Source organism: Streptomyces antnestii (assembly GCF_004005495.1).
GTDB lineage: Bacteria > Actinomycetota > Actinomycetes > Streptomycetales > Streptomycetaceae > Streptomyces > Streptomyces antnestii.
The window spans coordinates 46,965-59,574 of the sequence record NZ_RZYA01000027.1 but is presented as its reverse complement, the minus strand read 5'-3'; the positions used below and the strand labels follow the sequence as shown (position 1 = coordinate 59,574).

At 69.8% G+C, this 12,610-nt stretch carries 13 protein-coding genes; 3 read left to right on the top strand and 10 right to left on the bottom strand.

All coding sequences use genetic code 11. The features are described from left to right. Window positions 1-21 precede the first annotated feature (21 nt). Window positions 22-924 (bottom strand): menaquinone biosynthesis prenyltransferase MqnP, encoded by a 903-nt coding sequence (gene mqnP, locus EOT10_RS36435; RefSeq protein WP_127832683.1) that lies wholly within the window; start codon window positions 922-924, stop codon window positions 22-24. After that, window positions 921-2,372, bottom strand: coding sequence for a menaquinone biosynthesis decarboxylase (locus tag EOT10_RS36430; protein WP_127832682.1), 1,452 nt, complete (start codon window positions 2,370-2,372; stop codon window positions 921-923). Before EOT10_RS36430 ends, mqnP begins: the two co-directional genes overlap by 4 nt. 88 nt (window positions 2,373-2,460) lie before the next feature. Here EOT10_RS36430 and EOT10_RS36425 point away from each other — a divergent pair, with 88 nt between their 5' ends. The 3 genes from EOT10_RS36425 (at window position 2,461) to EOT10_RS36415 (ending at window position 4,165) form a co-directional block, all read left to right on the top strand. Continuing rightward, a complete protein-coding gene (locus tag EOT10_RS36425) occupies window positions 2,461-2,859 on the top strand; it encodes a PLD nuclease N-terminal domain-containing protein (RefSeq protein WP_127832681.1) in 399 nt (132 codons plus the stop codon). A 17-nt stretch (window positions 2,860-2,876) separates the two neighbouring features. Continuing rightward, on the top strand, window positions 2,877-3,335 hold the full coding sequence (locus EOT10_RS36420; RefSeq protein WP_127832737.1) for a nucleoside deaminase: 459 nt from the start codon (window positions 2,877-2,879) through the stop codon (window positions 3,333-3,335). A 236-nt stretch (window positions 3,336-3,571) separates the two neighbouring features. Next, window positions 3,572-4,165 (top strand): TetR/AcrR family transcriptional regulator, encoded by a 594-nt coding sequence (locus EOT10_RS36415; protein ID WP_127832680.1) that lies wholly within the window; start codon window positions 3,572-3,574, stop codon window positions 4,163-4,165. 7 nt (window positions 4,166-4,172) lie between these two features. Here the strand turns inward: EOT10_RS36415 and EOT10_RS36410 are convergent, their stop codons facing one another. The 8 genes from EOT10_RS36410 to hemL form a co-directional block, all read right to left on the bottom strand. Next, the gene (locus tag EOT10_RS36410) at window positions 4,173-4,724 is read right to left on the bottom strand and encodes an SRPBCC domain-containing protein (protein ID WP_127832679.1); all 552 of its coding nucleotides are present in this window, start codon (window positions 4,722-4,724) and stop codon (window positions 4,173-4,175) included. 48 nt (window positions 4,725-4,772) lie between these two features. Then, window positions 4,773-5,867 carry a c-type cytochrome biogenesis protein CcsB gene (gene ccsB / locus EOT10_RS36405; protein ID WP_127832678.1) on the bottom strand — a complete coding sequence of 365 codons (1,095 nt, stop codon included), beginning with the start codon at window positions 5,865-5,867 and terminating at the stop codon, window positions 4,773-4,775. After that, window positions 5,864-7,600 (bottom strand): cytochrome c biogenesis protein ResB, encoded by a 1,737-nt coding sequence (gene resB, locus EOT10_RS36400; protein ID WP_127832677.1) that lies wholly within the window; start codon window positions 7,598-7,600, stop codon window positions 5,864-5,866. The genes ccsB and resB overlap by 4 nt, the downstream gene beginning before the upstream one ends. Window positions 7,601-7,603: 3 nt before the next feature. Then, window positions 7,604-8,380: a cytochrome c biogenesis CcdA family protein gene (locus EOT10_RS36395; RefSeq protein ID WP_127832676.1), complete on the bottom strand. Its 777-nt coding sequence runs from the start codon at window positions 8,378-8,380 to the stop codon at window positions 7,604-7,606. 6 nt (window positions 8,381-8,386) lie between these two features. After that, window positions 8,387-9,007: a TlpA family protein disulfide reductase gene (locus tag EOT10_RS36390; protein WP_127832675.1), complete on the bottom strand. Its 621-nt coding sequence runs from the start codon at window positions 9,005-9,007 to the stop codon at window positions 8,387-8,389. Window positions 9,008-9,106: 99 nt separating this feature from the next. Continuing rightward, window positions 9,107-10,348, bottom strand: a complete 1,242-nt coding sequence (locus tag EOT10_RS36385) for a polysaccharide deacetylase family protein (RefSeq protein ID WP_127832674.1) — start codon at window positions 10,346-10,348, stop codon at window positions 9,107-9,109. 141 nt (window positions 10,349-10,489) lie between these two features. Continuing rightward, a complete protein-coding gene (locus EOT10_RS36380) occupies window positions 10,490-11,188 on the bottom strand; it encodes a histidine phosphatase family protein (protein ID WP_127832673.1) in 699 nt (232 codons plus the stop codon). Beyond that, window positions 11,185-12,549, bottom strand: coding sequence for a glutamate-1-semialdehyde 2,1-aminomutase (hemL, locus tag EOT10_RS36375; RefSeq protein WP_127832672.1), 1,365 nt, complete (start codon window positions 12,547-12,549; stop codon window positions 11,185-11,187). Before hemL ends, EOT10_RS36380 begins: the two co-directional genes overlap by 4 nt. Window positions 12,550-12,610: the final 61 nt, after the last annotated feature.

Here is a 12,610-nt window from a genome sequence, read left to right as displayed (position 1 = left end):
CTATCCGGCACGCGGTCACTGTCAGACAGTCAGGCCGCGCACCAGCAGGTCGAGCAGCGCGCACACGAACAGCGCGATCCCGATGAACCCGTTGACCTGGAAGAAGGCCCGGTTGAGGCGGGACAGATCGTTCGGCCGTACGATCGTGTGCTCGTAGAGGAAGGCACCCGCGACGATCACGAGACCCAGCCAGAAGAACACGCCCGCGTCCGTGGCCAGGGCGTACCAGACGAACAGGGCCGTGGTGACGGCGTGGCAGGCACGGGCTCCCCGGATCGCGGCCGGGATACCGAAGCGGGCCGGCACCGACATCACGCCGACCTCGCGGTCCGTCTCGACGTCCTGGCAGGCGTAGATGAGGTCGAAGCCGCCGATCCAGACGCCCACGGCGAGCCCCAGGATCACCGCCTCCCAGGACCACTGGCCGGTGACCGCGAGCCAGGCGCCGATCGGCCCCATCGCCTGCGCGAGACCGAGGATGGCCTGCGGGAAGTTCGTGAACCGCTTGCCGTACGGATAGACGACCATCGGGATCACCGCGATGGGCGCGAGCGCCAGGCACAGGGGGTTGAGCAGGGCCGCCGCGCCCAGGAAGATCACGAGCGCGATGAGCGCGCCGGTCCAGGCCGACTTCACCGACATCGCGCCCGTGACGAGCTCGCGGTGCGCGGTCCTCGGGTTACGGGCGTCGATCTCGCGGTCGATGATCCGGTTCGCCGCCATCGCGAACGTGCGCAGGCCGACCATCGCGACGGTGACGAGCAGCAGCGTCCACCAGTGGATGCTCCTGTCGGCCTGGAACATCGCGGTGAGCGTGGCGATGTACGCGAACGGCAGCGCGAACACCGAGTGCTCGATCATGACGAGGCGCAGGAACGCCTTGGTCCGGCCCGGCTGCGGGATCGCGGCGGAGGCGCTGGTCACAGGCCGTACTCCTTCCAACGGCGGTCGACCGTCGCCGCCGTCTGCGGGTCCGGCAGCACCATCTCGGGCCAGCCGCCGTCCCGCGTGTAGCCCTCCTCGGGCCACTTCCTCGTCGCGTCGATGCCCGCCTTGCCGCCCCAGAACTGCTGGTACGAGGCGTGGTCGAGGTGGTCGACCGGGCCCTCGGCGACGGTCAGGTCACGCGCGTAGTCCGTGTTGCCGAGCGCCCGCCACGCGACCTCGTGCAGATCGTGCACGTCGCAGTCCGCGTCGACGACGACGATCAGCTTGGTCAGCGACATCATGTGGGCGCCCCACACGGCGTGCATCACCTTCTGCGCGTGTTTCGGGTACTTCTTGTCGATCGAGACGATCGCGCAGTTGTGGAAACCGCCCGACTCGGGCAGGTGGTAGTCCACGATGTCCGGCACGATGATCTTGAGGAGCGGCAGGAAGAACCGCTCCGTGGCCCGCCCGAGGGGACCGTCCTCCGTCGGCGGGCGCCCCACCACGATCGACTGGAGCAGCGGACGCTTCCGCATCGTCACGCAGTCGATCGTCAGCGCGGGGAACGGTTCCTGCGGTGTGTAGAAACCGGTGTGGTCGCCGAACGGGCCCTCCGGGAGCATCTCGCCCGGCTCCAGCCAGCCCTCGAGCACGACCTCGGCGTTCGCCGGCACCTGGAGCGGCACCGTCTTGCAGTCGACCATCTCGATCCGCTTGCCCTGGATGAACCCGGCGAACAGGTACTCGTCGATGTCCCCGGGCAGCGGCGCCGTCGACGCGTACGTCACGGCAGGCGGGCAGCCAAACGCGATCGCGACCGGCAGCTTCTCGCCCCGCTTGGCGGCCACCTGGTAGTGGTTGCGGCTGTCCTTGTGGATCTGCCAGTGCATGCCGATGGTGCGCCGGTCGTGGCGCTGGAGGCGGTAGAGACCGAGGTTGCGGATGCCGCTCTCGGGGTCCTTGGTGTGGGTCAGACCGAGGTTGAAGAAGGAGCCGCCGTCCTGCGGCCAGGTGAACAGGGCGGGCAGGGCGTCGAGGTCGACGTCGTCGCCGGTCAGGACGACCTCCTGGACGGGGGCCTCCTTCACCTTCTTCGGCGGCACGTGGACCATCGAGCCGAGCTTCCCGAACGCCTCGCGCACGCCCACGAACCCGTGCGGCAGCTCGGGCCGCAGGAGCCCGCCGATCTTCTCGCTGATCTCCTCGTACGACTTGAGGCCGAGCGCCTTCAGCAGGCGCCGGTCGGTCCCGTACACGTTCATCGCGAGGGGCATCGAGGAGCCGCGCACGTTCTCGAAGAGGAGAGCGGGGCCGCCGGACTTCTGCACCCGGTCGACGATCTCACCGACCTCCAGATAGGGGTCGACCTCGGCCTTGATGCGCTTGAGGTCGCCCTCGCGCTCCAGCGCCCGGAGGAGGGAGCGAAGATCGTCGTAAGCCATACGACCCAGTATCGGGCAACCGCTACCCTGGCCCGGTCACCGGGGGCCTGCGTCGCCTCCATGCCGCTCCTTGGGGGATCGCGACACCATGCTCCGCTATATCCCGTTCCTGCTGGTCCTGGCGTTGTGGATCTACGCCTTCATCGACTGCCTGAACACTCCGGAGGAACAGGTCAGGGGCCTGCCGAAGGTGGTGTGGGTCATCATCATCCTGCTCTTCGGCGAGGTGCTGGTCGGGCCGATCGCCTGGCTCGTCGCCGGCCGGCTGCGGCACGCGCCCGCGGGCGGGTCGACACCGTCCGAGTGGCACCGCAACCACCGCACCACGTTCGTCGCGCCCGACGACAACCCCGAGTTCCTGCAGTCCCTCAGGGAAGAGAACAAGAAGGACGAGTCGCTCCTCAAGGACTGGGAGGCCGACCTGCGCCGCCGCGAGGAGGAACTCAAGCGGCGCGAGCGGGAGCAGGGCGGGGAGCCGCAGGCGTGACCGCCTTCGGCCCCGAACTGGCGCCGCTCGACCCCGAACTGGCGCGGACCTGGCTGGCGACGGCCGTCGAGGAGGCGCGGGCGGGGCTCGCCGAGGGCGGCATCCCGATCGGCGCGGCCCTCTACTCGGCGGACGGGAAGGTCCTCGGGCGCGGGCACAACCGCCGTGTCCAGGACGGCGATCCGTCCGCGCACGGCGAGACCGACGCGTTCCGCGCCGCGGGCCGGCAGCGGTCGTACCGGGGCACGACGATGGTGACGACGCTCTCGCCCTGCTGGTACTGCTCGGGCCTGGTGCGGCAGTTCGGGATCTCACGGGTGGTCGTCGGCGAGGCGCGGACGTTCCACGGTGGCCACGACTGGCTGGCCGAACACGGCGTGGAGGTCGTGGTGCTCGACGACCCCGAATGCGTCGCCCTGATGACGGAGTTCATCGCGTCCCGGCCGGAGCTGTGGAACGAGGACATCGGCGAGTAGCGCGGACGCGCAGGCAGGTACGTACGTCGCACGGGCACGGTGACCGTCGAGCGGCCCCCCGTACCGCTCGACGGCCTCGGCCGGGGTGGTCCCCCCGTCCACGCTGTCCCCGATCACCGGCCTGCCGACCAGTCTGACCCATCGGCCGTACTGATTGGTAGCTCTTTCTAGAAACACATTTCACTCTGACCCGACACGGAACCGGATAATCCGCGTGCTCTAGGCTGGTTTTCACCATGGCTCCCAAGCAACAGCGCGGCGCGGAGACGGCCGGTCGCCTCCTGGACGCCGCCCTCCAGGTGTACGCCGACGCCGGCGAGCAGGGCGTCACCGTGAGCGCGCTCACCAGGGCCAGCGGGGTCAGTCTCGGCAGCCTCTACCACCACTTCGGCAGCGTCGACGGGCTCATGAACGCGCTGGTCGTGCGCTGGCTGGGCCGTCTGCTCACCGACCTCGGCGCCGCCCTGGGCCGGTCCCGCACCGCACGGACCGGGATCCGGGCCCTCGTGCGGACCTATCTGGCCTTCATCCAGGAGCACCCGGACGCCGCCCGGCTCCTGCACTCCTCCTACGCGGACCGGCTCGGCATGGAGCAGGCGCGGCAGCTGCGGGACGCTCAGGAGGCCCGGCTCTCGCCGATGGCGGAGTGGCTGCGGCAGTACATCGACTCGGGTGAGCTGGCCCCGCTGCCCCTGCCGCTGGTCGAGGGCCTGGTCATGGGGCCCGTCGTCGCGACGGCGCGCCGCTGGCTGTCCGGTGTCGACGACGTCGACCTCGATCAGGCCGCGCGCATCCTGCCCGACCGGATCTGGCGTTCGCTCAGCGCCTGAGCCCCTGCTACTCCGCGACGGCGGCGTACCGGCCCCTCAGCAGCAGCCACCGGTCCGGGGTCCAGGCCGCCCAGGTCCGCTCGTCCGTCGGGTGCCCGTCGAGCGCGGCGACGAGGTGCTCGAAGTGGTCGTGCCAGCCGGCCAGGCGGTCGAGGCGCAGCTCGTCGTCACCGTCGAACTCGTTCGTGAAGCGCAGGGTCGTCGCGTCGCGCGCGGTCGGCTCCAGATGGAACCGCATCCGGCCGTGGAGTCCCTCCAGGGTGTACTCGGCGACGCGCTCGCCGTCCCACGCGGTGACGTGGCCCGTGTGGACCTCGCCGTTGGTGAGCCACCGCAGCGTGACCGTCCCGCCGAGCCGGGGCTCCAGCACGTCGGCGGCGGCCAGCCACCCCGGAAGTCCTTCCGCGGTGGCCACCGCCGCCCAGACCTGCTCCACGGGGTGGGGCAGGGCGATCGTGAAGTGGAGGGTGTGAGTCCGTCCCTCGGTCCTGCTCGTACCGGGCTCGACAAGCGCGGTGGGTTCGGTTCCGGCGGGTTCGGTTCCGGTGGAGTCGCTCATACCTCCAGGCTGGCCCGCCCGCGCGGCTCGCGCACCCCGCCGGGGGACTCAGACGCCCGCGTAGGAGTGCTTGCCGGTGACGAAGATGTTGACGCCGTAATAGTTGAAGAGCCAGCAGCCGAAGGCGATGAGGGCCAGGTAGGCGGCCTTGCGGCCCTTCCAGCCGGCGGTGGCGCGGGCGTGCAGGTAGCAGGCGTACGCGACCCAGGTGATGAACGACCAGGTCTCCTTGGGGTCCCAGCCCCAGTAGCGGCCCCACGCGTCGCCGGCCCAGATCGCGCCCGCGATGATCGTGAACGTCCACAGCGGGAAGACGGCCGCGTTCACGCGGTAGGAGAACTTGTCGAGCGAGGCCGCGGCGGGCAGGCGCTCCATGACGGAGGTCGCGAACTTGCCGGGCTGTCCGCCGCTCGCCAGCTTGCTCTCGTACGCGTCGCGGAAGAGGTAGAGCAGCGTGGCGACCGCGCCGACGTAGAACACGGCGCCGCAGAAGATCGCGGTGGAGACGTGGATGTACAGCCAGTACGAGTGGAGGGCGGGAACCAGCTGGTCGCTCGCGGTGTACAGGACCGTGACGGCGAGGCCGAGATCGAGCAGGACCGTGGTGACCAGCGGGAGGCCGAGCCAGCCGATGTTCTTCTTCGCCAGCATGAAGCCGAGGTACACGGCGACGGCGACGGTGGAGAAGGTGATGTTGAACTCGTACATGTTGCCCCACGGCGCGCGCTGCACGGAGAGCGCGCGGGTGAGAACACCGCTCGCCTCGACGAGGAACGCGAGCACGGTGAGGGACACGGCGATACGGCCGTAGAGGTCGCCCTGCTCGTCGCCGCCGGAGGCGCCGGGGCCGTCCGGCACATCACGCGCGCCGGCGACGGCGCGGGTCACGACAGCGGGGCGCTCCAGGGTCGTGGTGCCGCCGTTCTTCCCCTTGACCTGCACCTTCACGGTGCCGGGGGTGGCGGTCGCGGAGTCCTTCTGCTGGGTCAGCGCGGCGGCCGTACGGCCGACCTTGCTGCGGCTGCCGAAGAGCCACTCGGCCATGTGCGCGAAGAAGGCCAGGAGGTACACGGCCATCGACGAGTAGATCAGCACATTGCTGATGTGCGCGAGATTCTCGTTGGTTGCGGCGGCGAGATTCACTTCTCAGCCCCTTCGGCAGGAACAGCAGGTCGGGGATCGGCGGCGCTGGGCGCCTGTTCGTGGAGGTGTGCGGCCAGCTCGCCGAGCTCTTCGGCCACCTTCGAGGACTCGCTGCGGCCGAGGCCGCCCATCTCGACGACGGTGACGCCGTCGGCGCCCGGGGCCGCCCTGACCCAGACGCGGCGGCGCTGGATGAACAGGGAGGCGGCGAGGCCCGCGATGGCGGCGAGCGCTCCGGTGAGGGCCCAGCCCGTACCGGGCTGGTGGGTGATCTGGAAGCTCGCCCACTGCTTGATGTCCTTGTCGAACGTGATCGACCCGGCACCGTTCGGAAGCTTCATGGTCTCGCCGGGCCGCAGCCGCTCCTTGAGCAGCTCCCCCTTCGAGTCCTTGAACTTCTTCATGTTGGAGGTGTCCAGTTGGTACACGTTCTGCGGGATGCCCGAGTCGACGCCCAGGCTTCCGTGGTAGGCGGACACCGCGAGGACGGGATAGTCGAGCGCGGGGAACTGGGAGAACATGTTGCCCTTGCCGGACCCCGCGAAGGTCGGCACGAAGAAGGCGTTGAAGCCGAGCTGTTCCTTCTTGCCGCTCTTGTCGCGGTAGCCGTCCATGACCTTGATGGCACCGGTTGAGGTGACGTTCGAGTCGATGGGCAGCAGCGGCACGGCCTGGCGGGAGACGATCTTGCCGCGGCCGTCGCGGACGGTGACGGTGGGCGCGTAGCCGTGGCCGTTGAGGTAGACCTTCGTGCCGTCGATCTCAAGGGGCTTGTTGACCTCGATCGCGGTCTTCTGCGCCTTGCCGTCCGCTCCGACGCTGTAGGTGACGTCGGCGCGATAGGTGCGCGGCGTCGCCTTGTTCGGCCCGGTCCGCTCGTACGTCCCCACGAACTTGTCGAGCTGGAAGCTGAACGGCGTGAGGTCGGTGTCCGAGTCGAAGAGGCTGCCGGACTTGAAGTCGTCGTACATCGGCAGGGCGTTGGAGAAGCCTCCGTCGCCCTCGACCATCAGCTTGCCGCCCTCGGACTTGAAGAGCTGGCCCCAGGCGAAGGAGACGAGCAGCACGATCAGCGCGACGTGGAAGATCAGGTTGCCGGCCTCGCGCAGGTAGCCCTTCTCCGAGGCGACGGCGTCTCCCGCGACATGGGCGCGGAAGCGGCGCTTCTTGAGGAGGGCGAGCGCGGCGGCGCGGACCTGCTCGGGCTCGGTGTCGGTGCGCCAGGTAACGGAGGCCGGCAGGTGCGTGAAGCGCTTGGGGGCGCCCGGCGCGCGGCCGCGCAGCTGTCCGACGAACTGCCAGGTGCGCGGGACGATGCAGCCGATGAGGGAGATGAACAGCAGGATGTAGATCGCGGAGAACCACACCGAGCTGTAGACGTGGAACAGGCCGAGCTTGTCGTAGACCGGCGCGAGCGTGGTGTGCGCGTCCTTGAACGTCTGCACCTTCATCTCGTCGACCCCGGACTGCGGGATCAGCGAGCCGGGGATCGCGCCGAGCGACAGCAGGAACAGCAGGATCAGGGCGACCCGCATCGAGGTGAGCTGCCGCCAGAACCAGCGGACCCAGCCGATGACGCCGAGGCGGGGCAGGTTCGGGCCGCGGTCCTCGCGGTCCTCCTCCGGGGCGGTGGACAGGTGCGAGCCGGCCGCGCCGAGCTCGTCGCCGGTCACCGCGTCCGCGTCGCTCGCCTCGCTCGCCGTGCTCGTCTTGCCGGATTCAGTCGTGCTCATGGATCAGATTCCCACCGTGAAGCCGTCGGACCAGGTCTGCATCTGCTGGACGAGGGTGTCCCAGGCTCCTGTGAGCAGCAGTACTCCGGTCAGGATCATCATGATGCCGCCGATCCGCATCACCCAGGCGTAGTGCTTCTTGACCCAGCCGAAGGCGCCGAGGGCCTTGCGGAAGGCGACGGCGGCGAGCACGAAGGGAATGCCGAGCCCGGCGCAGTACGCAACGGTCAGTATGGCCCCGCGCCCCGCGCTCGCCTGGTTCAGGGAGAGCGCGGTCACGGAGGCGAGCGTCGGCCCGATGCACGGGGTCCAGCCGATGCCGAACAGCGCGCCGAGCAGCGGCGCCCCCACCAGACCGCTCACCGGCCGCTTGTGGAGACGGAATTCGCGCTGGGTGAGCCACGGCATCAGGCCCATGAAGAAGATCCCCATGAGGATCATGAGGACGCCGAGGACCTTGCTCAGGACGTCCCGGTACTCCTGGAGCGTCGAGCCGAAATAGCCGAACAGGGCACCGCCGGAGACGAAGACGACGGTGAAGCCGAGGACGAACAGGCCGGCGCCCGCCGCCATCCGCCCCCGCCGGGCCTCGGCCAGGTCGGTGCCGCTCACCCCGGTCACATAGGAGAGGTAGCCGGGCACGAGCGGCAGGACGCAGGGCGAGAAGAAGGAGATGAGGCCGCCGAGGAGGGCGACCGGCACGGCGAGCAGGAGGGCGCCGTTCAGGACGGTGTGGTTGTAGCCGTCGTCAGCGGCGAGAGCGGTGAGCGTGGGGGTCACCGTGGCTCACTTCTCCGCGATCACGGGGTCGATCATCTTGCGCAGGCTCGTCTCGTTGAGCGCCTTGAGGGAGCGCGCCGCGATCTTGCCGTGGCGGTCGACGACCAGCGTATTGGGGATGCCCTGCGGGTTGAGCGTGCCCTTGTCGAAGCGGAGCAGCAGCTTGCCCGAGGGGTCGTAGAAGCTCGGGTAGGGGATCCCGTAGTCCTTCTCGAACTGGACGGCCGGCTCGGTCTGCGCGTCACGGGTGTTGATGCCGAGGAACTGGACGTCCTTGCCCGCGGTCGCCTTCGCGACCTTCGAGAAGTAGTTGGCCTCGGCGCGGCACGGCGGGCACCAGGAGCCCCACACGTTGATGACGAGGACCTTGCCCTTGTAGTCGGCGGTGCTCAGTGCCTTGCCGTCGAGGTCCTTGCCGTCGAGCTGGGGCGCGGGGTTGCGCTCGCCCTGCTTGACGGTGGAGACGCCGCCGGAGCTCGACACGAAGTTGGTGTTGTTGCCGCCACGCGCCGTTCCGCCGGAGCCGCAGGCGGAGAGCGTCAGCGCAGCGACGGCGGCTCCCGTGGCGAGGAGGACGGTACGGCGCTTGGTTGCAGCGAGGTGGGGAACGCGGCAGGCGGCACTCATGTGAAAAGTTTCGCATGTCTGTTTAGGGGATCTTCCGCACCCCCCTTGTGTACGGAAAACCCCATTTCAGCAGGGGTCGGACGGAGTTCGGCGTGTCGCTCACGCCGCCGCGCGCAGGAAGCGTTTCCAGCCACCTTCGGGGCGTATGCCCACGTCGAGGGAGCGCAGCTTGTCGAGGACCTTCGGGTCCTGGACGTCGAGCCAGTCGACGAACTGCCGGAAGGACACCAGGCGTACGTCCTTCTTGCCGGCCATGTGCTTGAGCGCTTCCTCGACGGCGTCCATGTAGATCCCGCCGTTCCACTCCTCGAAGTGGTTGCCGATGAAGAAGGGCGCCCGGTTCGTCTCGTATGCCCGGTTGAAGCCGGCGATGTAGGCCTCGGTCGACTGCTTGCGCCAGGCCGGGTAGTTGTAGGCGGGCGCCCGGGTGGTGTTGACCGACTGGTTGGCCAGCATGTTGTAGTCCATCGACAGCACCTCGAAGCTGCGCCCGGGGAACGGGACGGCCTGCAGCGGCAGATCCCACACCCCGCCCCGCTTGGACGGCCAGCGCTGCCGGCCGCCCGGCGACGAGGCGTCATAGCGCCAGCCGAGCTCGCGGGCCGTGGGCAGCAGGTTGTCCTGGCCGAGCAGACAGGGCGTGCGGCCGCCGACGAGTTCCTTGTCGTAGTCGAAGGGCAGCGAGGGCAGGTCGTGGCGGCCCGTGTTCGTGCGCCACTCCTTGACGAAGGACATGGCCTGGTCGATCTCGCTGCGCCACTGCGCCGGCGTCCAGTTGGCGACGGTGCCGGAGCCCGCGCAGAAGTGGCCGTTGAAGTGCGTGCCGATCTCGTGGCCGTCCAGCCATGCCTGGCGGACGTACGTCAGCGTCTGCTCGATGTGGGCGTCGGTGAGATAGCCGATGTCCGAGGCCCCGACCGCGTTGTTCGGCGGGCGGTAGAGCCGCTTCTTCGACTCGGGCAGCAGATAGAGACCGGAGAGGAAGAACGTCATGTGCGCGCCGTGGTCCTCGGCCGCCTTCAGGAAGCGCGGGAAGAGACCGTTGCCGACCTCGCCCGCGCCGTCCCAGGAGAAGACGACGAACTGCGGCGGCGTCTGGCCGGGTTCGAGGGGGACGGGCCCGGCGGGCTGCTTCGGCTGCCTGCCGGTGTACGAGGTCGAACCGTCACCGATCAGCCGGGCCGCGGGCCCGTCGGGCGCCTCCGGTCCGCCGCCCTTCGGCCTGCCCCCCGGCGCGGCCGTACCGCCCCGGCCGTCACTCGTACCGCACCCGGCGAGCGCGGCCGCCGCGGCCGCACCCGCCCCGAGCCCGATCAGTCCCCTTCGTGTGATGTCCGGCATCCCCTGGTCCCCATTCGTCGCGCCCTGTCTCCCCCTGCGAGAGGGGGCACCTGCATAGAGGGCGGGACGAACGGAGGGGTTCCGTCAAGTCACACAAATTTGGGCAATGCGCACCAGGGGGACGTGCGTGGTGACGGAGAGTCAGGCGCCGAAGGCCTTGTCCTTCCCCTTCACGGGCTTGACGCCCGCGAGGAGATGGGCGGGCACGAGATCCCGCGCGGGCTCCGAGTAGCCGACGGACACGATCCGGTCACCGCGGTAGGTGAACGTCGTGAGCGAGGCCAGCGTGCACTGCCGCTTGCGCGGGTCGTGCCACAGGCGCCGCTTCTCCACATAGCTGCGCAGGATCCAGATCGGCAGCTGATGGCTGACACACACGGCCTCGTGCCCGCGCGCCGCGTCCTTCGCCGCGTCGAGCGCGCCCATCATCCGCACGACCTGATCGACGTACGGCTCGCCCCAGGACGGCTTGAACGGGTTGACGAGGTGCTTCCAGTTCTCCGGCCTGCGCAGCGCACCGTCGCCGACGCCGAAGGTCTTGCCCTGGAAGACGTTGCCCGCCTCGATGAGCCGGGGGTCGGTCGCCAGGTCGAGCCCGTGCGCCTTCGCGATCGGCATCGCCGTCTCCTGCGCCCGGTCGAGCGGCGAGGCCACGACATGGGTCACGTCACGCGAGGACAGGTGCTCGGCGACCCGGTCGGCCATCCGCCGGCCGAGCTCGGAGAGGTGGTAGTCGGGCAGCCGCCCGTACAGGATCCCCTCCGGGTTGTGCACCTCTCCGTGCCGCATCACGTGGACGACGGTGATGTCCTGGTCGGGATTGTCAGCAGCAGCGCTCATGCCTGCGTGGCCTCCGCAGCCGCGCGCGCGGCACCGGGGAGCGCGGCGGCGATGCGCTCGACCGCCCGCTCGTCGTGGGCGGTCGAGACGAACCAGGACTCGAAGGCCGACGGCGGCAGATACACGCCCTGCTCCAGCATCGAGTGGAAGAACGCGGTGAAGCGGAAGGACTCCTGGCGCTTCGCGTCCTCGTAATTGCGCACCTCGTTCTCCGTGAAGAACACGGAGAACATGTTCGAGGCGTTCTGCACGCGGTGGGCGACGCCCTCCTTGGTGAGCGCGGCGCTCACCAGGGTGCGCAGCTCCTCGGAGACGGCATCGATCTTCGCGTACGCCGCGTCGTCGAGGAGGCGGAGCTGGGCGACGCCGGCCGCCGTGGCGATCGGGTTCCCGGACAGCGTGCCCGCCTGGTAGACCGGGCCCGCCGGGGCGAGGTGCCCCATGACGTCCGCACGGCCACCGAACGCGGCGGCCGGGAAGCCACCGCCCATGACCTTGCCGAAGGTCATCAGGTCGGGCACGACACCGTCGACGCCGAACCAGCCGGCCTTCGACGTGCGGAAGCCCGTCATGACCTCGTCGGAGATGTACAGCGCGCCGTTCGCCCGGCACAGGTCCGCGAGGCCCTGGTTGAAGCCGGCGGCCGGCGGCACGACGCCCATGTTGCCCGGCGACGCCTCGGTGATGACGCAGGCGATCTGCCCCTCGTTCGCGGCGAACGCGGCCCGCACGGCGTCGAGGTCGTTGTAGGGGACGACGAGGGTGTCGCCCGCCTGGGCGCCGGTGACGCCCGGGGTGTCCGGCAGGCCGAGCGTGGCCACGCCCGAACCGGCGGAGGCGAGCAGCGCGTCCACGTGCCCGTGGTAGCAGCCGGCGAACTTGATGATCTTGGCGCGTCCGGTGAACCCGCGCGCGAGCCGGATCGCGGACATGGTCGCCTCGGTCCCGGAGGACACGAGCCGCACCTGCTCGACCGGCGCGATGCGGGCGACGATCTCCTCGGCCAGGGCGACCTCACCCTCGCCCGGCGTACCGAACGACGTGCCGCGCGCGACGGCCTCCTGGACGGCGGCGATGACCTCGGGCCGGGAATGGCCGAGGATCATCGGCCCCCAGGAGCAGACGAGGTCCACATACTCGCGGCCGTCGGCGTCCGTCAGGTACGGACCGGTACCGGACACCATGAACCGGGGCGTACCGCCGACGGCTCGGAACGCGCGTACGGGCGAGTTCACGCCGCCCGGCGTCACGAGGGCCGCGCGGTCGAAGAGACCCTGCGAGACCGGTGCTTCGTAGGGATACGGTGCGGTCGCGCCCGAGAGCGGCGCCTCGGACCCGGGGATGTTGTTCGCCTCTGCCATGCCTCTCAGCGTACGGGCAGCCTCCGGGAGCCCGGCTCATCCCCTGCTTCTCTGGCCACGG